This window comes from Colwellia sp. 5_MG-2023 (genome assembly GCF_030547795.1).
GTDB lineage: Bacteria > Pseudomonadota > Gammaproteobacteria > Enterobacterales > Alteromonadaceae > Colwellia.
The window spans coordinates 1-22,269 of record NZ_JAUOPW010000021.1 but is presented as its reverse complement, the minus strand read 5'-3'; the positions used below and the strand labels follow the sequence as shown (position 1 = coordinate 22,269).

Below are 22,269 nucleotides of genomic sequence, written 5' to 3'. Positions count from 1 at the left end.
AAAACATAATTTCACTTCATGATAAAACTTTACTTTCTATAGAGTTTTATCATGAAAAAAAGCACAACTATTAATGGGTCCATTTCAACGTCATCCCATTACACCTTAATACCTTATACTTTACGTATTTCACTACTTAGTATCGTATTTTCTCCTATCTTGCTTGCCATAATGAGCCTTAGTTATTTACTAGTGCTGACAAAAGTGAGTGCGAATGAATTATCAATGGACAATATTCCATATCAATCGATTAGCTCAGGTACTTTGTATTTTAAAAATAATGAAAAATACTCTGCAGCATTAATTCAACAAAGTGATTATCAAGTAACCATTAACGGTTTACTGGCAAAGGTAAATTTTACGCAAACCTTTAAAAACGCAAGTAATGACTATGTTGAAGCTGTTTATGTTTTTCCATTGGTTGATGATGCCTCTGTTTCTTCAATGATCATGGAAATAGGTGAAAGGCGTATAGTAGGGAAGATTAAAGAAAAACAACAAGCGCAAAAGCTTTATACAAAAGCGAAAACAGCAGGTAAAAGAGTAGGGTTGGTGTCACAGCAGCGGCCAAATTTATTTACCACAAAAGTGGCCAACATAGCGCCAGGGGAATCGATAAAAATAAATTTACACTATTTTCAATCAATAAAATTAAATAATGAGACCTTTTCATTAAGAATTCCGCTAACCTTAACGCCTCGTTATATCCCTTCATCACACGCAATTAATCGCAAAGAGCTAATAAACGCGAGTAATACCAGTGATGAATTAAAAGTAATAAATACAACCAGCATCAATTCACATGGCTGGGCAATGAATAACGACAGAGTTACCGATGCCAGTGAAATTACGCCTATTCAAACAAGAGATAACACCGGTGAAAATACTAGCCAAAATCAAACTGTCACCTTGTCAGTTGATTTAAATGGTGGTTTACCATTAACGAATGTTACTAGTTTGTACCATCAAATAGCAAAAACGCCATTAAATGAAAAACTGTTAATATCTCTTGCAGATAAAAACACCAAGCTCGATCAAGACTTTGTTTTAGAATGGCAGCTCGAACAGGGTAATGTACCGAAAGCTGCTTTCTTTATACAATCAGAAACAGATGTTACTAATAATAAATACCAATATGGTTTATTAATGTTAATGCCACCTAGTAATGATTATGCACAAGCGATTGATAAAAATGTTATTTATATTATAGATACGTCTGGCTCTATGGGCGGCGTGGCAATTAGACAAGCAAAGCAATCTTTGATTACAGCATTGGATTTATTAAACTCAAATGATACCTTTAACATCATTGCCTTTGAAGATCGCACACAAAGTTTATTCAAGGTCAGTAAGCTTGCGAATGCAGATAATGTAGCACAAGCTAAATATTGGCTATCACAACTAGAGGCGGGCGGTGGTACTAATATGTATCCGGCCATTGAACAAGCTTTAACAGCATCAAATAAAGATCACCCATATAAACAAATTGTATTTATTACTGACGGTAGTGTCGGTAATGAAACAGAGTTATTTAATTTAATTGAACGTAAGTTAGCTAGTTCACGTTTACATACTATTGGTATTGGCTCGGCCCCTAATAGTTATTTTATGTCACAAGCAGCAAAAATAGGCCGTGGCACCTATCGTTATATTGGAAGTATCAATGAAGTAAGCCATGAAATGACGCAATTGTTTAATCAAATTAGCAAGCCGTTAATGCAAAAAGTTGAATTGAGTTGGCCAATGAAATCGGTAGAGACCTTTCCAAAAAATATTCCTGATTTATATGCAGGACAGCCTTTAATGATCAGCGCTCGTTGGTTGAAAAATGAATTAAACGAACAAGCAAACAAAAAGGATAGTTTAGGAAAATCAAAAGTAGATGCATATATTAACGTATCGGGTCAATTAGCGGCTATGACTTGGCAAGAAAAAATAGATATCACTAACGTTAAAGAGGCGGGCGTTAACTTGAATTCAGCTGAAAGTTCATTTGATGTTAAACAATTAAATATTGGCGTTGCACAGTGGTGGGCTAAAGAAAAAATTGACCATTTAATTGACCTACATCGTCGAAGTTCTCTTGAGCAAAAAGAGATAGTTAAGGCTGAAATTACCAACTTAGCATTACAGCATCATTTACTTTCACCGTATACGAGCTTTATCGCTATTGAAGAGGAAATAACACGAAAACAAGGTGCACCATTAAAATCAAAAGCGATAAAAAATTTAATGCCAACAGGCTCAACACAAATAATTCCATTGGCGAATACTAGCTTAGGCATAGCGGGCTATTTATATTTTGCTTTATTATTTATGACGATCGCCATACTAATGCAATTACTAAATAAGTCGCTACGCTTACATAAGCGTTATGTTCGTCATTCAAACGAATTAAGCGCCAAATAAATGATGACAAATTTTACGCGTAAGAGGGATAAAATTATATCGTCATTGGTCATACTGCTTTTGATAATAGCGTCAGCTAGTTTTGCAATGGCAAGTTACATGATGATAAAAGCGCATTTTGCACAAGTCTTATTAGCGTCAACTTGGCAAAAGCAATTGATAAGTGTTGATGATGATCATGAAGCGTCTAAATCAAAAAATAAAACGATTGAGGAAAATAAGCCCTGGCCATGGGCTGATTTTTATCCCGTCGCTAAACTTACTTTTGATCGTTTTAACTTGTCGCACATTGTGTTAAATAATGATTCAGGACAAGCGTTAGCATTTGGTCCGGGCCTTAATCAAAGGGCAGATTCTGGCGTTGAACTAGGCCAATCAAATGTTATGGTGATCTCAGCGCACAATGATACTCACTTTCGTATTTTAGAGGAATTGAGCGTAAACGATAGCATAACTTTAACGTTAAAAACGGGCAATGCTAGCGTATTTAAGGTGAAAAAAATTACTATTTTAGATCTGGCTACAGAGCAATTGGTGCTGTTGAATAAAAGTAACTATAAAAATGAGGGTAACAATGAAGTTGTTGATATAAAAGAACTTATACTGGTTACGTGTTACCCTTTTGGCAGTGCAGATAGTGAAACATCATTGAGATATGTCGTTCATTTAAGCTAGTGGGACATATTCTTTAAAGTGTTCACGGCATACCGCTTGATATCGTTCATTACCACCAACTTCCACTTGTTCGCCTCCTGTAGCAGCTTTGCCATCACTGTTTAATCGAATGACAAAGTTTGCTTTACGGCCACAATGGCAGATAGTTTTTAACTCAACTAACTTGTCTGCCCAAGCCAATAATGCAGCACTACCAGTGAACGTTTGGCCTAAGAAATCTGTACGAATACCATAAGCTAATACCGGAATATTTAAGTTATCAACAATGTCAGTTAATTGCTTAACTTGGGTTTTGGTTAAAAATTGTGCTTCATCAATTAATACGCAGGCGATTTTAGTTTCGTTTTTAATCGCAGTAATTTCTGTTAATAGGTCAGTTTCTTGTGCAAATAAATGAGCATCTGAATTAATACCCAATCGAGAAGTGACTTTTCCTTTTGCATACCTATCATCAATTTGCGCGGTATAAAGAACGGTTTTTAATCCACGTTCATTGTAGTTGTATGACGATTGTAATAAATGCGTCGATTTGCCCGCATTCATTGATGAGTAATAAAAGTAAAGTTGTGCCATTATCTAGCCCTTATGCTTAGTAACTTGCAGAAGTGCTAGTGTTGCTATTAGCTTCTTGATTGTTTAACTCAAGCGTTGTGAGTAAGTTATTTAATAAACTACTGGCACCAAATCTAAAATGCTTTGTGCTAACCCAATGCTTACCTAAAATGTTGCTTGCTATGTCTAAGTATACTTGAGCATCGTTAACGTCTCTAACACCACCTGCGGCTTTAAAACCGGTATCTGTGCTTGCATTATTTGTCGCATTAATAACACTAAGCATTATTTCAGCAGCTTGTGGTGTCGCATTTACGTTAACTTTACCTGTAGAGGTTTTAATAAAGTCAGCACCAGCACGTATTGATATTTCACTTGCTAATTTAATCAATTCAGGTGTTTTTAATTCACCCGTTTCAATGATAACTTTTAACAATACATCGTTTGGACAGGCTTTTTTACATGCTGCTACTAGCTTTAAGCCTATCTCAGTATCACCATTAATTAATGCTTGGTAAGGAAAAACCACATCAACTTCATCAGCGCCATAGGCAACAGCAGCTTTTGTTTCTGCAACAGCAATTGCTACATCATCATTACCGTGAGGAAAGTTTGTCACCGTTGCTATTTTTATATTAGGTGTACCCTGATTAGCTAATAATTTTTTAGCTAAAGGAATAAAGCGTGGAAAAATACAAATAGCAGCTGTATTACCTCCTGCAGACTTAGCCTGTAAGCATAAATTTTCAATTTCAGCGGGTGTTTCCTGATCCGTTAAACTGGTTAAATCCATTAAACTAATGGCTTGTTTGGCAATTTCTTTTTGTGTGTCGGTATTTGTTTGAGTCGTCATAGTTAAAATTTGATAATTAAGTTTATATGGATCAATACCTAACTAACAATGTATCGTTAGTTAGGTATAATTTATGAATTAGCAATAATGGCTTTTACTCTTAAAGGGATAAAAACAAGCCCGCAATTGCTGCACTCATTAAATTAGCGAGTGTTGCTGCTAGCATGGCTTTCATGCCTAGTCTTGCTATGTCAGGTCGTCTATTTGGCGCCATAGAGCCAATACCACCAAGCAAGATAGCGATAGACGATAAGTTAGCGAATCCACATAGGGCAAATGTAATAATTGCTTGCGTAGGAACGCTCAACGTGTCTTTTATCTCAATAAAGTTTACATAAGCAAAAAACTCATTTACTACGACTTTCTGCCCAATAAAACTACCTGCTTGAAGCATTTCAGAGGTTGGAACACCAATAATGAAAGCGATAGGCGCAAATAAATACCCTAATAACCATTCAATTGTAATGCCTTCAAAACCAAATAAGCTAGCTGTTCCGCCAACAATTGTATTGAGTAAAGCAATAATAGCAATAAAGGCTAATAGCATTGCGCCAACGTTAACGGCTAGCTTTAAACCCGATGCAGCACCTGATGCTGCTGCATCAATAACATTTACCGGTTTGTCAGCACTTTCTTCAATAACGATACTTTCATTAGCTATTTTTTCATGTTCTGTTTCTGGAAGAATAATTTTAGCCATTAATAAGCCACCAGGTGCAGCCATAAAAGAAGCGGCGATCAAGTATTTTAAGTCAACACCTAAGCCTGCATAACCTGCTAAAACAGAGCCGGCAACAGAAGCTAAACCACCTACCATTATGGCAAACAGCTCAGATTGTGTCATATTCGCTATATAAGGGCGTATTACTAATGGCGCTTCTGTTTGACCAACAAAAATATTTGCGGTAGCTGACAATGATTCAGGTTTACTGGTTTTTAGTAACTTCTGTAAGCCACCACCAATAATTCTAACAACCCACTGCATTATGCCAAGATAATATAAAACGGCTATTAATGACGAGAAAAAGATAATCACTGGTAGCACACGAATGGCAAAAACAAAACCAACGCCATTAGAAAACATAGCATCTGTGCCTAAACCACCAAATAAAAAGGCAATACCCACATTGGCACTATCTATCACTTGTTGAACGCCACCTGAAATTGATGCTAAAACGTCTTTTCCAAATGGAATATAAAGTACAAATGCACCTAGTCCAACTTGCAGCGCAAAAGCCCAAATAACTGTACGAATATTGATAGATTTTCTTTGCTTAGAAATAAATACAGCAATGGCGAGCAACACACCAATACCAATTAAACTACGTAGTACCGTTAGATCCATTGTAACCTCAAGTTATCTTGTTAATTATTATTGTTAAATGCTATGAGTAATTCTATTGAGTACTTTTTAAAGATAACTGTCGAATTTTAGCTTTTAATACTTCAATTGCCATTCTATTTTTACCACCGCGTGTAATTACCAAATCAGCCCAAGCTTTAGACGGTTCAATAAATTGGTAATACATAGGACGTACTGTGGTTAAATATTGATTAGTGATAGACTCTAAACTACGTTCACGTTCTTCGGTATCTCTTTTAATACGTCGAATAAGGCAAATATCAAGTGGTGTATCCATGTACACTTTTATATCAAAACAGTCTCGAAGCTGAGGGTTTGATAAAAGTAGAATGCCTTCAACTAATATGATTTTAGTTGGTTTTATTGATAAGGTATTGGTTGTACGTGTATGCGTTTTATAACAATAAACAGGGCAGTCTATTGTTTTCTGCGCTATTAAATATGTTAAATGTTCACTGAGTAATTCATGTTCAAAGGCTCTAGGATGATCGTAGTTAGTTTGCGCTCTCTCATCCATAGTTAAATCTGATTGATCCCGATAATAAGCATCTTCTTTTAAAATAGAAATGCCGTCAGGACCTAATTCAGGTAATAACTCTTGATATATTGTTTTAGCAAAAAGGGACTTTCCTGATGCTGAAGCACCTGCGATGGCGATTACAGTCGTTTTACTTGGTTGTATCATTAATAAGTCCGTAGAAAAGGTCAAGTTATTGCTATTATAAACTTAATTTAGAACAATCTAAGTAAATCACAAGGCAATAAGAAAAAAGGTTAGAAAAAACTTGGCTAATTATAATAAAAGCTTTAAATTAACACAACTTGACTAATTGGTCATGTTTTTTTAACAAAAGGTGTAAATTCAATGGCAAAGGCAATAATTTTAGTGCTTGATAGTTTTGGGGTCGGCTATGCAGATGATGCAGAAAGTTTTGGTGATGTTAATGCTAATACGTTTATCAACATAGCTAAAGCTTACTTTAAAGCAAAAAATAAAGTTATACAATTGCCAAACCTAGGTGAATTAGGCTTACATGAATTAAGTCGGCAAGCGAGCAGTGATAAAATTTGGCAAGAATATAAAGATGATTTAGCGAAGTCGTCGATAGATTTTAATGATTTTTATATTAAACCTAATAAAGGTGCTTTTGGTTATATGGCTGAATTAAGTACCGGTAAGGATACACCAAGTGGTCATTGGGAAATGGCTGGAGTGCCTGTATTGTTTGATTGGACTTACTTTTCAGATCATGAGTCATCTTTTTCGACAGATTTAATTGCTGAAATTAATAACAAAACGGGCTGTAGTGGAATATTAGGTAATTGTCATGCATCAGGTACTGATATTATTAATAAGCTTGGTGATATGCATATTCAAACGGGTTTACCTATCTGCTATACCTCAGCTGACAGTGTTTTCCAAGTAGCAGCTCATGAAGAGCATTTTGGTTTAGATAAACTTTATCAATATTGTGAACAAGTTCGTGAAATATTATCAAACAGTGATTTAAATATTGGCCGCGTGATTGCTAGACCATTCGTTGGTGAAAGTAATAGCTTTGCTCGTACAGGTAATAGACGTGATTATTCAGTATTACCACCCTCAACCACAGTATTAGAAAAAATTGTGCAAGCAGGTGGAGAAGTAGTTAGTGTTGGTAAAATTGCTGATATTTTTGCTCATCAAGGCATAACACAAAAAACAAAAGCAAATGGCATTGATGCGCTAGTAGATGCCACAATAGCGCATATCAAGTCTTCAAAAGATAATAGTCTGATCTTTACTAACTTAGTGAATTTCGATCAAGACTTTGGTCATCGTCGTGATCCTGTTGGTTATGCCCAAGCATTAGAAAACTTTGATAAGCGTTTACCTGAAATTTATAAGCATATGGGAAAAGACGATATTCTATTTTTAACTGCCGACCATGGTTGTGATCCAACTTGGCCTGGCAGTGATCACACGCGTGAATTTGTACCTTTACTTAGTTATCAACAGTCGATGGCATCAATAGACTTAGGTAAACGCACCAGTTTTGCTGATTTAGGACAAACACTTGCTGAGCTTTTTGATGTAGAAGCAATGGAATATGGTACAAGCTTTTTGACGGAGTTACTTCAAAGTCCAAGTCATAAATAATGACCAAGCAATAAACCACATCACAGCACCAATTAAACAATCTATAACACTCTTAACTTTCGGTTTACTTAATTGTACCGAAAGTTTTGAGGCTGTTAATGCTAAGGTAGAAAACCAAACGATAGAGCCGGTAATCGCACCAATAAGAAAATAAATCTTTTCTTGGCCGGTATATTGTCCACCCACACTGCCAATCACCATCACAGTGTCAATATAAGCATGTGGATTTAAAAAAGTCACAATTAAACTTGTTAATATAACAATCTTTAATGATCTTTTTATTTTAACATTGCTATTGTCTGACTTTATTCCATCAAACGCTTGCTTAAAAGACATCGCGCCATAACTAAGTAAAAATAAAATTCCACCCCAGGTGAGTAGTGTAAATAGCAATGCATTGGTCGATAAAATTAAACTGCCACCTAAAACACCAACAGTTATCATCAATGCATCATAAAGTATAAATAATCCTGCCGTGGTAATATGGTGGTTTTTATTAATGCCTTGAGAGATCAACATAGAATTTTGACTTCCTATCGGTATTATCATACTCAATGTTAGTGTAAATCCTTTGATTGCTGCCAAGATGAACATATAGGTTCCTTAAGTTATTTGCTTAATGTCATTAGAAAAAATAAGAGTTTGAACTTTTTCATTAAATTAATATAATTAATAAAATTTATTTATCATAAGAATAACTAATATGGACTATAAGTTATTAGCAGCATTGGCTGCTATTATAGAAACACAAAGTTTTGACTTAGCAGCAGCACAGTTATTTATTTCTCAATCAGCTATTTCTCAACGTATTAAATTACTTGAAGAGAATATAGGTCAGCCAGTGCTTATTCGCAGACAACCGATAGAATTAACCACAGTCGGTGAACAATTGTTAAGCCATTTTAAGAAAGTGAAACAATTAGAAAATGAGCTTTTACCTGAATTAATGCCTGATAACGCAAGTAAACCAATGAAAGTTTCACTGGCAGTGAATGCCGACAGTATTGCTACGTGGTTTTTAAAAGCATTAACGCCAGTATTACAAGAAAATTTAATTGAGTTAAATTTGTTGATTGAACCTGAAGATCGAACCTTAGATAGATTACGTTCCGGCGAAGCCATAGGTGCGGTTAGTATTATTAAAAATCCGTTAAAAGGGTATCGTTCATTTGAACTTGGCTCAATGAATTATTGCCTTGTTTGCTCGAAAGGGTTTAAAGATAAATACTTTAAACAAGGTGTTACTCAATCGTCATTAAAAATGGCGCCAGCCATTAGTTATGATCACAAAGACGCGATGCATATGCATTATATTGCAGAGAATTTTGGTTTAGAAGCCAGTGAATATTATTGTCATACCGTTCGATCCGCAGAGGCATTTGTTATATTAGCAAAGCAGGGCGTTGCTTATTGTTTAGTACCATATTTGCAAATTAAAAATGAACTTGAAGCTGGAGAGTTAGTTAATTTATGCCCAGACAAAGAGCTTATTAGGACACTTTATTGGCATAGTTGGGTGCTTGTAAAAGGTGTAAATAAAAAAATATCTCAACAAATAATATATACCGCTCAAACGCTTTTAGATTAAAATCGCTTACAAAAGAGTTTAACGTAAGCGATTATAATGTTTGAGAATATCACGGAAAAAAAGCGTTATAGAATACTTTCTAATGTTAATTCCATCATATCTTTGAAGGTATTTTCACGTTCATCAGCCGTTGTTTGCTCACCTGTTTTAATGTGATCAGATACAGTAAATACAGCTAATGCTTTTTTACCTAATTCAGCAGCAACACCATATAAACCAGCAGCTTCCATTTCTACTGCTAATACACCGTGTTTTTCCATCAACGCGAACATTTCAGGTTGTGGCGTATAAAATAAGTCAGCGGTAAAAACGTTACCTACATGCACTTTTTTATCAAGACGATCAGCTGTATTAACTACTTTGTGCAATAATGAAAAATCAGCAAGAGCAGCAAAATCACATTGATTAAAACGCATACGATTAACATTTGAATCAGTACTTGCTCCCATACCAATAATTACGTCACGAATTTTAATATCATCGCGAACTGCGCCACATGAACCAATACGAATAATGTTTTCAACACCAAAGTCTTTGTATAGTTCAGTGGCATAAATTGAAATAGAAGGTATGCCCATACCTGAACCCATGACAGAAATACGTTTACCTTTATAGGTACCCGTGTAACCAAACATGTTACGTACGCTTGTTACGCATTTTGCATCGTCTAAAAAATTTTCAGCGATAAACTTAGCTCGAAGCGGGTCGCCTGGCATTAATACGGTTTCGGCGAAGTCGCCTAAGTTAGCTGAAATATGTGGAGTACTCATGGAAATCCCTTGTTAATTCTTTAAGTTGATTACTAAATTCATTCTTTAAGTTATCCCCTATGGTAAGAAAGTAAGTTAAAGAAGTAAGTTAAACAGTAAGTTTTTAGCCTGAAATTTATAAACCTTTAATTAGGTTAAATAATTAAAAAACAGCTATCAAGGGTGTTTTACTGATCTTGTTGTTTACCGATGTAATTTTATCAATTTGACAATAAAAATCAAACCTCTTTCTATATTGTTGAGACTAATTGCTTTTTATCAGTGTCAGATAAAAAGCAAACATCAATCGAATTCTTTTGTAATTGAGTAGTATCTTTATCACTGAGCTTTAATACATTTTGAGCTACAGTATATTCATGTTTTATTTCTATACCTTGTACTGCGGGATCATCAGTATTCAAACAAGCTTTTATGCCATGTTTAAGAAATGTTTTTAATGGATGCGTAGCTAAATCTTTAACTGTTCCTGTTTGATAATTTGATGTTAAACAAGATTCTATCGCAATATTATTATTGACCATATAAGACATTAATTTTTCATCTTCTATTGTCGCAACGCCATGACCAATACGAGTTGCGCCTAAATCATTAATTGCCTGCCATACGCTTTTTGCACCACCAGCTTCACCTGCATGAACTGTAACGTTTAAGCCTGCATCACGCACTTGCTTAAAATGGTCGACAAATAAATCGCCAGGAAAGTTATACTCATCTCCCGCTAAATCAATCGCAACAAGATCATTTTTATGTGTCAGCAAAGCATCTAATTCAAGTTGGCAGTGTTTAACACCAAATGTACGGCTTAAAATACCAATTAAGTTAATATTAACATTAAAAGTTTTCATGCCTATTTTAATACCATCAACTACGGCAGCAACCACTTCAGCAATCGGTAAATTATGGTTCATCGACATATAGTATGGAGAAAAACGTAATTCAGCGTAATGTAACCCTGCATTAAAAGCGTCTTCTACATTCTCAAAGGCAATACGTTTTACATCATCAAGATCTTTTAATACAGCGACTCCCCAGTCTAATTTTTTCAAAAAAGCCAAGAGGTCAGATTCGCTACCCTGTATTTGCACATGAGGAATAAAATCGCTCAGTTGTGTTGCAGGTAAAACAATATTGTTTTTAGTTGCTAATTGCCAAATGGTAGCAGGGCGAATGTTACCGTCTAAATGCCTGTGAAGGTCAAGTAATGGTAAAGTCTTATTTATCATTATATATCTACCTCTTAATTAGAATTTCAAACCATGATTATAGCGAATTTTATCGCTTTCTTCATGGGAATATACTGGTATTACGCGCATAACACTGTTAAATTATCTTTAGATTATTCATTTGGATGTCTAGACGTAAATAAAACGAATTAAGTTGCTAATTAGATTAGCAGAGAGCAAAGAGAAAATATTATGTATCAAACTGACGATGTGCGCATCAATAAAATCAAAGACTTATTACCTCCTATCGCATTACTAGAACGATTTCCAGCGTCAGAGAAAGCAATTAAGTCGGTTGTTTCTGGCCGAGCTGCAATTCACAACATTTTTAATGACAAAGACGATCGTTTACTTGTTGTTATTGGACCTTGCTCTATTCATGACCCTAAAGCGGCATTAGAGTATGCTCAGCGGTTAGTGAAATTACGTGAAAAGTATAAAGATAGCCTAGAAATAGTAATGAGAGTTTATTTTGAAAAGCCTAGAACAACGGTTGGTTGGAAAGGTCTAATCAATGATCCATACATGGATAACAGTTTCAAATTAAATGATGGCCTTCGCTTGGGCAGAAAATTACTATTAGATATTAATGAACTAGGCTTGCCAACAGCGGGGGAGTTTTTAGATATGATTACGCCTCAATATATGGCTGATTTAATGTGTTGGGGCGCTATTGGTGCTCGCACGACCGAATCTCAAGTGCATCGTGAACTCGCTTCTGGCCTGTCATGTCCAGTAGGTTTTAAAAATGGTACTGACGGTACAATCCGAATTGCTATTGATGCAATTGGCTCAGCGGCAGCTTCGCATCATTTTTTATCTGTTACTAAGTTTGGTCATGCAGCAATTGTTGAAACAACTGGTAATAGCGATTGTCATATTATTTTACGTGGTGGCAAAAGTACTAATTACGATGCACAAAGTGTGAAAGAAGTTACTGAAGAATTAGATAGTTGTGGTTTAAACACTAAAATAATGATTGATTTTAGTCATGCTAATTCAAATAAGAAATTTGAAAACCAAATGTTAGTATCAACTGATGTAAGTGAGCAAATTAGCCAAGGTAATCACAATGTGTTTGGGGTTATGGTTGAAAGTCACTTAGTTGAAGGTAACCAAAAGCTAGTTAATGGTAAAGCTGAGGTTTACGGCCAAAGTATTACTGATGCATGTATTGGCTGGGATGATACCGAAACGTTATTAGCGCAGTTAAGTGATGCAGTTATTACCAGAAGATCTGTATAGTTAATGACAATCTAATGCTGACTCGAATATGTTATTGTAAAAAGCTAAGCGATTAAAAGTATTTTAATATAATAAAAGTCTACTTAAATTGAGTATTTAAGTAGACTTTTTTATGCGTGAAAATCTTAATAATATATTTAATTTACAATGACTTTATCAATATTCATGTATTAAAAATATAAGGATGGACATAATAACTACCTTGCCGAAATAATGAAAGAACAATGTGATAACCATGTTTCTAAACAAACATAACAACGATGAAAAATAATTTCGTTTGCTTTTTAATCAATTAGGGTCAATATGCAATATTGTTCTAATGAAATGATTGTTAAGTAGGAGAGAGATCTCTATATTGAGTAAGAGAGTATGTAATAAGTTTGTAGATAGTGATTACGATAATAAAGACGGAGCGTCAATTTATGCAGTATCAATCAATGGAAAAATCTAAGCAACAGGTTACCTCTAATACTAATAACTATTATGCATCTTCTAATGCCGATGTTCCTACAATGGCAAAGGCTTTTGCAATATTAAGTTATATCACTTTAATCGGTTGGTTAGTGGCTATTGTTTTACATGGCAGCCACAAGTCGAATTTCATTAGTTTTCATTTACGTCAGTCCTTAGGACTCATTATTACTGGGGCATTACTCGCGTTAATCCCACTAATTGGATGGTTGCTAAATGTAGTTGTTTTACTTGTTTGGATATATGCTGTTTATCATGTTGTGCAAGGCCATACCATAAGAGTTCCAATCTTAGGAGACTTCTATCAAGAGCATTTAGACTTTATAAAGTAATTTATTTTAATAAAATGCGAATTAATCCTTTACAATGATATGGATAGCGCTTAATATACGCCTCGACTTTTTAGCAAGATGATTGTTAAAACTATTGGTGAGATGGCTGAGTGGTCGAAAGCACCGGTCTTGAAAACCGGCAAGGGTTTGTAGCCCTTCTAGAGTTCAAATCTCTATCTCACCGCCACATTTTAAGAAACCGCTATATCAAGTTATAGCGGTTTTTTTTCGTCTGGTGTTTGTTAAAGACAAACCCGTAGTTTGTAGCGTAACACCTTCGAGTAAAGTTCAATCTCTATCTCACCGCCACATTCTAAGAAACCGCAACTTTAACGAGTCGCGTTTTTTTTCGTCTAAAGTTTGTTAAATACAACCCCGTGGTTTGTAGCGCTGCATTTTCGAGTAGAGTTCAAATTTCAATCTCACCGCCACATTCTAAGAAACTACAACTTTAACGGGGCGCTATTTTTTCGTTTTGCGGGTTGTTAGCTACAATGTATGCCAATCACTCAAGTTGTTTTTCTTTGCACTACGTTTGTAATATAGCGCCATCAATAATCCAAAAAATACACCTGCAAGTAAACTTGTAAATATAGCAATTTGAATAGGCATGTGGTCATTTTTCCAAGAGGTAAACCACATAATAATTCCCCAAATAATACCAAACCATAACGAGGCTGTAATAAAATTGCTTTTGAATGAACAATAATGGAAGGGACGAATATTAAAGCCAAGCTTCCTTAACAGTACAACAATCGGAGGATTATAATTAGATTTCCATATATTAGCTTCATTAAGCTCTTTTTGTGCAGCTTCTAATTTATTTTGAAATGACATTTTACATTCACTGTAACTAACTACAGATTAAAGGACGAAAGATAGTTTGCTGAAATAAACAACACCGGATCAAAATCCAGCAGTTGTTAGTCTTGATTTAACTATTTTTATTTTTAATAGGTAATGACTAAACTTGATTTGTTTTAAAGTAATTCAATATATCTGTTTTTCCTGTTAGTGCATAAAATATAAAATATGCACCAACTAAAGAAGATCCCGTTATTCCAATATTACTTGTATCAGAAAAAGGGGAGAAGCCCAAAAACGCCATGATACTTGCTAGTAACATGGCTAACCCAATAACAAAACTTAAGGTTTTGAAAACTTTAGTTCGACTCATCAGCTATCCTTATTTGTGATTTCCTCATAACACATACCTAACAAACAATATATTACTAGTTATAGGCATGAACTGTTAATTAGTGCATTTTGTTTTTCAATGTCGCTAGTATTTTTATCTGCTTCTGCAATTGCTAAGTCAATTTTAGCTGTAGTACATTTATCAGATAATTCTTTTTTAACTAGGTAGCTCTGATCTTTTTGATATTGCGACATACCTTGCGCACCACTATATTGATCTCTATCTTCAGGCGCTCTATCTTTTTGATAAGGTGGTGGCTGAGTTGCACCACAAGCTGATAATAAAACGATCAGCGAAACAGGAATTAATTTATTAAACAATGCTTGATACTCCTTGTGTATATAACGCTTTCATAAGCGAAAATTACCGTTAACTATAATGTTTGAAAAATTAAATAAAAGCCAACTATAATTTTTCCGGTTAATTTTCTATTCGAGGTGTTTACTAATAAACTTTGTTACAAGGCTAAAAGTAATAATACCTATAATATCAGCCAGTACATCCGTTATGTCTAGTGTCCTGCTAGGTATAAAGTACTGACTTAATTCTTCAAGTAACACGAAGAAGAAAACCACGGTTGAACCAACATATATGTTAAATGAAATTAATGTATATGATTTAAGTTTAAAAGCAAAGTTAACGCCTAATGTTAGTAAACCAAATAAGCAGAAATGTCCTAGTTTGTCGCCATAAGGAATACGAGCAACCAGCTCAAAAAAAATGCTGTTTTGTGCGGTATTAGCTAAATATATTATCCACGTGATAAACATTAAAAAAGCGACTGATATAATAGAGATTAACTTATGCATAAATTTTTCTTAATTGTAATTTACCTTTGATGCTCTTATTAATACCAATTTTATTAATTAAGTGAACAATTTTATACATAGAAAGAATTGCCAAATATAAGGCATCTATTTCAATAACTAGTTGTCCTAATTATTAAATAACGATGTAGTGGGGGATTTTATCAAGTAGAAATGATCACATAGTTAGTGAGATTAGTATAAAACTCATTTACACAAACTTACACATACCACTGCCTAAAGTATTGCTTGGTCGTAACATATAATCATAACGGATATAAAAATCCTCTTTTCCTTTTGCAGCTAACAATCCGACAGTAGAGCCTTTTTGAGCTGCTACGGATAAATAATTTTCTATCTGATCCATTAAAATAGAGCCAACACCTGTACCTTGATAACTTGGATCAACAATCACATCTTGAATATAAAAATACATTGCGCCATCGCCAACTATACGACCCATACCAATAAGTACCGATTTATCACGGACCGTGACGTGAAACAAGGAATTATTTAAGCTCGTTTGAGCCAAATTAAATTCTAATTCTCCCCAACCAACTTTATTTCTTAAATTTAAAAACTCTTCAACTAATGGGCTTTCTAGCTTAAAATCATATTTATCAGAATTCATTGTAATCTCCATTTATTATCTTCACAAACGCCATTAACCTCATTTGAAAGTTGATTATATTTATTGCTTATTTGCTTGAAATAAATAAGATAAAGCAGCAGAGTAACTAACAAAAAAGATTACAAAAGCCAAACCCACAACAATTTGACCTAGTAAATTACCACCTAAGCCCGATAGAAAAATAATATATAGAGAGGGTGGAAATGAAAGCAATGAAAAACGAAACTGCTTATTTGAGCTAATTAATAGCTTTGAAACTACAGGTATAAATTGAATAATTATGGGTATAAACATTAAACAAACAATAAAAATATCTAACTTAAAATTACCACTCACGACAACTTCCTAATTTGAAATAAATATAACGACCTTAAAATAATCAAAAACAAGAGTAAAAGCCAATTGTTATTTGTCCTGTTTTAACGAATTATTATGTGTATTTTAAAAAGATACACATACACCTGAAAGTACAACATTATTCATAATATAAATAAATACCTTTTTGGGAGAATCATCAATTGTAGTTATTTGAAGGTAGCTAACTACTTGAGTATTAGTGGCAGCTATAACAGAGTATCCATTTACGAAATGGTCATAAACCAAAGGTTTTATTGAAGCAATGTTATTCTTAAATTGTTGACCTACTATTATTCCAGTTTGACGATCAACCATAAAGTTCTTTTCTAGGAAGACATCCCAACTTTTAACTTCATCTAATTTACCGTTTTCAGCAACATGCTGGGCCTGCTTTACCGTACATTTAAAGTCAGAATTATTATCTGATGCTTGGATTAAGAATGAGAAAAACACCAAACAGTATATTATGATTACCTTCATATAAGCTCCGATTACGATATGTAAATAACGTTTAAAATACTTAAAATTTGTTACATTGAATGAGTGTAGCTAGTAATGAACCACCACTTTCCCACTAACCGTGAATTTGGGCCGTTTTTACAAAGACACCATTTGAAGTTATTGTTATATGTCTGATTTACCAAGCCTATATTGTTCTATACTACCGGCGATAAAACAAATACCAACATAAAACCAAACTGTACTAGCAATAACTTGCCAAAGATCTAAGCCTGTAGGATTAGTAAATGTAGGTATAGCGATTAAACCACGTAATGTGCAAAGAAAAGCAATAGTCATTAACGCTGGTGTAACTAAAGGTATTTTGCGAATTAAGCCAACTGCGGAAAAAGCAAAAAGAGTGCATGAAAACATTAATCCAGCGACTACGACTGTTCCAATTGGGGCAAGTAAAGTTCCTTGCTGTGCAGAATCAATAATTTGTTGAGGTGCTCGCGCGAAAGTAAACCAACTAGGACCACCCCAGATACAGAGTAGGTGCCATATCGCAGAAGCAGCGGCAATAAAACCGGCACTAATTAATAACTTTGATTTAAAACTAAACTTCAATGAGAGCTCCATTTTTGTCCTTGTTTAATTTCGTACTAAACTTTTAATGTACCATCTCGCCACTAAATCTATCACGGCCTTTCCAATAGTTACCTTCTGGATAATCGATCCCTTCTTCGTGAGGGCAACCTATTACTTCTTGGATCATACTCACGGATTTTGCTCCGTTTTCATCAATAAAATTCAAAATTTCACTCATAACCAGTTCTGACTTTCTCAAGTCTGATGAAGAAAACCACTTTTTCATCGGATCTGTTTCCGCGCCTTCTTGTATTATGATTGCGCATACTGCTTTTGTTGCAAGATTATTGTTTGGTCCATAAAAAGCTATCGTTGCTATGGGATAGCCCTTATCACCTTTACGAACCCTTTTGGTTAGTAATTTCTTATTGTTGCCTTGAGCCATTTGGATACTCCAACCTGAAAAAATATTGTTAAGTGCCATTGCTACTTGTTTAATATTATCATTTCTTTTGCAACAATAGCTGCCGAAGGTAAAAACATTGTTGAAACAATTCGCTGATCGATAACAACTTCGTGTTTGTCTTTTAAAGTATGTTTATTTTGTGCAATTGCACCATTTTTATTTAACTGACTTTCAACAAGAAATGGTAATAGAGATCCTTGTTTTGCCCATGATTTAGATCTTTCTGTTGAGTTTGGAAAACCAGCAACTTTCTTACCCTTGACAAGAAACTCCCCCGTAGATAAAACAACATTAGCAAAAGCACCCGCGCCATGTCCGCCGCCACCAATAATACCACCTGATTCATATATTTTTGCAATAATTGACTGTAACTCTTTATTATTAGCAACATCAAATAAAGGGCCGTAACCACCACCAATATAAACTCCCCAATAATTACTCGGTTCAATTCTCCTTGGGGTAAAAGTGTTGTTTGCTTTGTCCATGAAACCTTCATATTTAATGGTGTAACTACTGATACCTAGAGGATCCATCATGAATTCAACTTTTCCTCCATTAGGTGAAACAAAGTCAACCTCGAAACCATGACTCACAAAAATATGGTAAGGCGGCGCTACTTCCCATAAGTTATTTCGCGCATCATGCTTTTCAGCATCACCCATATCAATCATGTTTGATGCAATAATTAGGACTTTTTTCGCAGGAACTGCATTTACACTAACCGAAATGAATAATATTGTAGTGAAAAAAATGGAAATGAAATACTTCATTATTGTCCTTAAAAAATAATTGTTTAATATGCATCAAATTGATAAAAAGTTTAATTGATCAGTTAAGGCATTTAATGTCTTTATAAACGAGGTTTGATAAAGTTGTTAAGTGCTTTATTGCTCGACATATTTAAATGTATTCGCACCATCAAAATATCTGATATTTACTACTTGATTCGCTGTGTAATATGCCCACAAAGCTGCAATACGATAAGATAGGGAGCAATTACAACTTGTTACTGATTCCGGTAGTTTATTTGTAGTTATTGCTATATTTCCACAATGGCAAGTTGTTTCAATCATCTCGCCTTCCTGGACACTTAACGACTTGTTATGCTTATTTGTAAACTTCCGGGTGATGTAATTCCATGAATGATTTTGGGGAGCTTAATGCTTTAAAACCAAATTGTTCATACAATCCATGTGCATCACTTGTCGCAAGAGCCATACGACGAATACCTTGCAATTTTGGGTGTTCAATAATATTTTTCATTATCCATTTACTAATACCTTTACCGCGATGTTCCTCTAAAACAAAAACATCAGCTAAGTACGCAAATGTTGCAGTGTCTGTAATCATTCGAGCAAAAGCTACTTGATTTCCTGAATCAGTAAACACACCAAAACATAATGAATTATTAATTGCCATCTCCATGGTATTCAATGGAATATTTTCAGCCCAATAAGATCTAGCAATGTACCCATGAATCACTGAAATATCCATATCACTTGTTTCAGAACTAATTTTATAACCTGAAATCAACACTAACTCCTTTTATAAGCATAACAACTTACTATGAGGTTACATACCTTCTTTCTACAAGAGAGTATCAATCATCCACTATTGTATTTTTAAAAAGATTACTTGATTGTTACCAGTAGATCAATAAGTTAAAAAAACCAGACCTACTGGTTGATGTGTAAAGCAGGCTTTTTGCCTTCTTTCTTATAGAAATGAGGGGAGGGCAATAGGCAAGCAGGTAGTAAAAGGATAAAGCTTGTTGGTATCTAAAAATAATTTGAACGACTGTTTTTGTTAATTTTATTAAACAAACTTATTGGAAATAAGATTTTTAAATTCAGTATGGTGATTCTCAAAGCATCTATAAGGTAAAGGGATAAATCCTTGCTCCAATTCCATTAGATAAGCGTCAGTTAATTGGTGAATGTGTAAAACTTTATCCCAAGGAATAAACTTATTTCCCAAATTCGATTTACGCTCAAAGCCATTAGCACAAAATTTGAAAGTACATAGCCCAACTTTCCTGACTTTTATGGCAAATATTAATGAACCGAATAAGTGAGCAACTATATTGTCCCACAAACTTATTTTTATTTTGCTTGAGGGGAATTTCCCATGTTTTTCTTTATATAAATTAATTGGAGCAAATTCAGTTATCACATTGATATACTCCGACCAAATATAATTTACTTTAATTGACAGCATGTATAAACCTAACGTCCATTTAAGGGGCTGATAATTGTTTACTAAAATGTGTAACGATACGAACAGCCTACGGTTTTTAGTTCTGTTGAATTGCTTGCTATAGGCGTATCAGAATTTATAACCAATATTTAATGTTACTGATGTTGAGGTTTCTGTTTTTCCAGTATCAGAATAAAAACCACCAGCATCCTCTCTAGTAACGCCAAGACCTGTACCAATTACAAGCCCATTTTTAGAAAAACCGTTAAAATGATAATCATACGTTGCAAAAAGAAAGCCATCCTCGCTCTGAATCTCTTCCCTACCAATAACAAGACCATAAGCATGATTTGAGTTTTCACTGAAAGTTGTTTGAAAGCCAGCCGAAAGTCCTATTAATCCAACAGAGCCATAATACTTACTCGAGTCTGTTTTATAGGAAAGTTGCGCACCTAAAACACCTCCATATTGATGTCCTATACCCACAGCGGTCTTATATTCACCAGCAGAGCTAAATAAACAAACGAATGATAAAGCTAAAACAGATATTTTCATGGAAATCCTTTTTTAATGATGAAACTAGAAGGTAGCTTCTAGTCTATAACTCCCAAATAACGAGCTAAAAATTTTTGGTTAAAATGTTGGACGTAGTGAAAACAGACAACTGTATTTTTTGTACCAATTAATCAGTTTGTTAGCAGGAATTTATTCGCAACCAATTTAGCTGTAGATTATAAGCAGTTTGGTTGTAATTAGTTGAATATAAATTCATAAAACCATGCAAATATTCAACTTTAGAAGTATTTACATTTTTCTTTCTCGATAGCTCATTTTGTAGTTCTAGCACATCAAAATGAAACTCTTTTTTGGGGAAAATCAAATCGACTTCAAATTGTGGGCTCACTTCTTTAAAATTTCTAATTTGAGAGCCATAGTAGCAAATTGCACGATTTACATTTTTAACCGAAAGCATTTCAGATAACTTCCAAATTATAGATGCCCCAATGCTAAAACCAATTAAAGTACTAGCAGAAGTTATTGATTCCGTCTTTTTTAGTAATATTGACAAATAATCATCAAACCCAATATTCTCCATAAAGTAAGAATATGCTTCAGCTTCATCTTTAAAAGCCATATCGACTCCACCATAAGGATCGACAATAACCTTTGCATTGAGTTCTTCGCTTAGCTTAACTAAAGCAGGTGTTTTACCGAAGATATCTGTTACTAAAATTATATTCATAAACCTCGATTAGCAGTAAATTATGGGAAATTATTGGGAAATTATGGGACACCCAAGCTTTGATAACCTAAGTTAATTTTTGTATTCTTTCTGTTATTTTAATCATACAAAACATAACTAAACAATCATTATAGATTTATTTTTTTAAATCATACTTTGCTGAGTCATTTTACTGAATTTCAGGCAGCACAAAAGAATTATGTTAGAGAGATAGTAATCAAGATTCTACGAGTGGGTTAAGCAAGATGATATTACCGAAATATAGTTGCTTGCTGTCGGTGTCCACTTATCCATTTTTTATTCGTATGCATGGCAAAAGCGCTGAGTTCATCAATCGTGCCAACCGCTTGATGGTATTGCTTACCAAACCGTTGTGCTAACTCAAGCCATTGTGAATTAGATAACCCTAATTGATTCAGTATTGGCAATACTTGAGCATCAAAATGACCGGCTTTATCTGCTCTAATTACTTTACCTGTTTCTTGCACCAACGTTAGGTAATCTGACAGCGAAAAAGCAATGCCTTTCACTGCGTGCTTATGTTCATTACCAATAAAGCCAAGCAGTGGTTTATGAGAGAAGGGCAATTGTTGCTTCTTATCTACTTCACTCGCTTTATCATGGATACGTTCATAGACTGACGTGAATTGTGACTGTTGCACACTATTGACCATCTTAGCTCTAACGGGGTTTAAATCAACATAAGCCATACAAGCTAGCAC

The 22,269-nt window shown here is 34.5% G+C and carries 27 protein-coding genes and 1 tRNA gene; 7 read left to right on the top strand and 21 right to left on the bottom strand.

The window, feature by feature from the left end:
• The first annotated feature begins 51 nt into the window (after nt 1-51).
• Both Q4496_RS13445 and Q4496_RS13440 read left to right on the top strand, forming a co-directional pair.
• The gene (locus tag Q4496_RS13445) at nt 52-2,409 is read left to right on the top strand and encodes a marine proteobacterial sortase target protein (protein ID WP_303610632.1); all 2,358 of its coding nucleotides are present in this window, start codon (nt 52-54) and stop codon (nt 2,407-2,409) included.
• Entirely contained in the window at nt 2,410-3,084 is a 675-nt protein-coding gene (locus Q4496_RS13440) for a class GN sortase (RefSeq protein WP_368506841.1), read from the top strand. It begins immediately after the preceding gene.
• On the opposite strand, the gene Q4496_RS13435 is transcribed toward Q4496_RS13440, so the two are convergent.
• The 4 genes from Q4496_RS13435 to udk all read right to left on the bottom strand — a co-directional run bounded on the left by Q4496_RS13435 (nt 3,076) and on the right by udk (nt 6,537).
• Nucleotides 3,076-3,657 (bottom strand): thymidine kinase, encoded by a 582-nt coding sequence (locus Q4496_RS13435; protein WP_215971505.1) that lies wholly within the window; start codon nt 3,655-3,657, stop codon nt 3,076-3,078. The genes Q4496_RS13440 and Q4496_RS13435 overlap by 9 nt on opposite strands.
• A 16-nt stretch (nt 3,658-3,673) precedes the next feature.
• Nucleotides 3,674-4,489: a deoxyribose-phosphate aldolase gene (gene deoC / locus Q4496_RS13430; RefSeq protein ID WP_303610631.1), complete on the bottom strand. Its 816-nt coding sequence runs from the start codon at nt 4,487-4,489 to the stop codon at nt 3,674-3,676.
• A gap of 100 nt (nt 4,490-4,589) precedes the next feature.
• On the bottom strand, nt 4,590-5,834 hold the full coding sequence (locus Q4496_RS13425; RefSeq protein ID WP_303610630.1) for a NupC/NupG family nucleoside CNT transporter: 1,245 nt from the start codon (nt 5,832-5,834) through the stop codon (nt 4,590-4,592).
• Nucleotides 5,835-5,886: 52 nt separating this feature from the next.
• Complete coding sequence (gene udk, locus Q4496_RS13420; RefSeq protein WP_303610629.1) at nt 5,887-6,537, bottom strand: uridine kinase; 651 nt, start codon at nt 6,535-6,537, stop codon at nt 5,887-5,889.
• Between the two features lie 180 nt (nt 6,538-6,717).
• On the opposite strand from udk, the gene Q4496_RS13415 reads away from it, so the two are divergent.
• Complete coding sequence (locus tag Q4496_RS13415) at nt 6,718-7,992, top strand: phosphopentomutase (protein ID WP_215971501.1); 1,275 nt, start codon at nt 6,718-6,720, stop codon at nt 7,990-7,992.
• Here the strand turns inward: Q4496_RS13415 and Q4496_RS13410 are convergent.
• The gene (locus tag Q4496_RS13410) at nt 7,966-8,586 is read right to left on the bottom strand and encodes a LysE/ArgO family amino acid transporter (RefSeq protein WP_215971500.1); all 621 of its coding nucleotides are present in this window, start codon (nt 8,584-8,586) and stop codon (nt 7,966-7,968) included. The genes Q4496_RS13415 and Q4496_RS13410 overlap by 27 nt on opposite strands.
• 109 nt (nt 8,587-8,695) lie before the next feature.
• Here Q4496_RS13410 and Q4496_RS13405 point away from each other — a divergent pair, with 109 nt between their 5' ends.
• The gene (locus Q4496_RS13405; RefSeq protein ID WP_368411058.1) at nt 8,696-9,580 is read left to right on the top strand and encodes a LysR family transcriptional regulator ArgP; all 885 of its coding nucleotides are present in this window, start codon (nt 8,696-8,698) and stop codon (nt 9,578-9,580) included.
• A gap of 65 nt (nt 9,581-9,645) precedes the next feature.
• On the opposite strand, the gene deoD is transcribed toward Q4496_RS13405, so the two are convergent.
• Together deoD and add are read right to left on the bottom strand one after the other, a co-directional pair.
• Nucleotides 9,646-10,350: a purine-nucleoside phosphorylase gene (gene deoD, locus Q4496_RS13400; RefSeq protein ID WP_215971499.1), complete on the bottom strand. Its 705-nt coding sequence runs from the start codon at nt 10,348-10,350 to the stop codon at nt 9,646-9,648.
• 230 nt (nt 10,351-10,580) lie between these two features.
• The gene (gene add, locus Q4496_RS13395) at nt 10,581-11,573 is read right to left on the bottom strand and encodes an adenosine deaminase (protein WP_215971498.1); all 993 of its coding nucleotides are present in this window, start codon (nt 11,571-11,573) and stop codon (nt 10,581-10,583) included.
• Between the two features lie 189 nt (nt 11,574-11,762).
• Here add and aroG point away from each other — a divergent pair, with 189 nt between their 5' ends.
• From aroG to Q4496_RS13380, 3 genes are all read left to right on the top strand, one after another.
• The gene (aroG, locus tag Q4496_RS13390) at nt 11,763-12,818 is read left to right on the top strand and encodes a 3-deoxy-7-phosphoheptulonate synthase AroG (protein ID WP_215971591.1); all 1,056 of its coding nucleotides are present in this window, start codon (nt 11,763-11,765) and stop codon (nt 12,816-12,818) included.
• Nucleotides 12,819-13,240: 422 nt separating this feature from the next.
• Nucleotides 13,241-13,621 carry a hypothetical protein gene (locus Q4496_RS13385; protein ID WP_215971497.1) on the top strand — a complete coding sequence of 127 codons (381 nt, stop codon included), beginning with the start codon at nt 13,241-13,243 and terminating at the stop codon, nt 13,619-13,621.
• 96 nt (nt 13,622-13,717) lie between these two features.
• Nucleotides 13,718-13,808 (top strand) — tRNA-Ser (locus Q4496_RS13380).
• Nucleotides 13,809-14,110: 302 nt separating this feature from the next.
• On the opposite strand, the gene Q4496_RS13375 is transcribed toward Q4496_RS13380, so the two are convergent.
• The 14 genes from Q4496_RS13375 to Q4496_RS13310 all read right to left on the bottom strand — a co-directional run.
• Nucleotides 14,111-14,458, bottom strand: a complete 348-nt coding sequence (locus tag Q4496_RS13375) for a DUF6404 family protein (RefSeq protein ID WP_215971496.1) — start codon at nt 14,456-14,458, stop codon at nt 14,111-14,113.
• Between the two features lie 127 nt (nt 14,459-14,585).
• The gene (locus Q4496_RS13370; protein ID WP_215971495.1) at nt 14,586-14,798 is read right to left on the bottom strand and encodes a hypothetical protein; all 213 of its coding nucleotides are present in this window, start codon (nt 14,796-14,798) and stop codon (nt 14,586-14,588) included.
• A 59-nt stretch (nt 14,799-14,857) separates the two neighbouring features.
• Nucleotides 14,858-15,139: a hypothetical protein gene (locus Q4496_RS13365; RefSeq protein WP_215971494.1), complete on the bottom strand. Its 282-nt coding sequence runs from the start codon at nt 15,137-15,139 to the stop codon at nt 14,858-14,860.
• A 108-nt stretch (nt 15,140-15,247) separates the two neighbouring features.
• Nucleotides 15,248-15,628: a VanZ family protein gene (locus Q4496_RS13360; protein ID WP_303610628.1), complete on the bottom strand. Its 381-nt coding sequence runs from the start codon at nt 15,626-15,628 to the stop codon at nt 15,248-15,250.
• Between the two features lie 208 nt (nt 15,629-15,836).
• Nucleotides 15,837-16,256, bottom strand: coding sequence for a GNAT family N-acetyltransferase (locus tag Q4496_RS13355; RefSeq protein ID WP_215971492.1), 420 nt, complete (start codon nt 16,254-16,256; stop codon nt 15,837-15,839).
• Nucleotides 16,257-16,697: 441 nt separating this feature from the next.
• Complete coding sequence (locus Q4496_RS13350; RefSeq protein WP_303601530.1) at nt 16,698-17,093, bottom strand: hypothetical protein; 396 nt, start codon at nt 17,091-17,093, stop codon at nt 16,698-16,700.
• Nucleotides 17,094-17,237: 144 nt separating this feature from the next.
• A complete protein-coding gene (locus tag Q4496_RS13345) occupies nt 17,238-17,681 on the bottom strand; it encodes a hypothetical protein (RefSeq protein WP_303610627.1) in 444 nt (147 codons plus the stop codon).
• A 43-nt stretch (nt 17,682-17,724) separates the two neighbouring features.
• Nucleotides 17,725-18,087 (bottom strand): hypothetical protein, encoded by a 363-nt coding sequence (locus Q4496_RS13340; protein WP_303610626.1) that lies wholly within the window; start codon nt 18,085-18,087, stop codon nt 17,725-17,727.
• 41 nt (nt 18,088-18,128) lie between these two features.
• The gene (locus Q4496_RS13335; protein ID WP_303601533.1) at nt 18,129-18,878 is read right to left on the bottom strand and encodes a type 1 glutamine amidotransferase domain-containing protein; all 750 of its coding nucleotides are present in this window, start codon (nt 18,876-18,878) and stop codon (nt 18,129-18,131) included.
• A 337-nt stretch (nt 18,879-19,215) separates the two neighbouring features.
• The gene (locus Q4496_RS13330) at nt 19,216-19,641 is read right to left on the bottom strand and encodes a GNAT family N-acetyltransferase (protein WP_303610625.1); all 426 of its coding nucleotides are present in this window, start codon (nt 19,639-19,641) and stop codon (nt 19,216-19,218) included.
• 282 nt (nt 19,642-19,923) lie between these two features.
• Entirely contained in the window at nt 19,924-20,280 is a 357-nt protein-coding gene (locus Q4496_RS13325) for a YcxB family protein (protein ID WP_215971485.1), read from the bottom strand.
• A gap of 153 nt (nt 20,281-20,433) precedes the next feature.
• A complete protein-coding gene (locus Q4496_RS13320) occupies nt 20,434-20,859 on the bottom strand; it encodes a hypothetical protein (RefSeq protein WP_303610624.1) in 426 nt (141 codons plus the stop codon).
• Nucleotides 20,860-20,998: 139 nt separating this feature from the next.
• Nucleotides 20,999-21,547: a hypothetical protein gene (locus tag Q4496_RS13315; RefSeq protein WP_215971483.1), complete on the bottom strand. Its 549-nt coding sequence runs from the start codon at nt 21,545-21,547 to the stop codon at nt 20,999-21,001.
• Nucleotides 21,548-21,798: 251 nt separating this feature from the next.
• The coding region (locus Q4496_RS13310; RefSeq protein ID WP_303610623.1) for a hypothetical protein at nt 21,799-22,269 on the bottom strand (471 nt) is incomplete at its 5' end.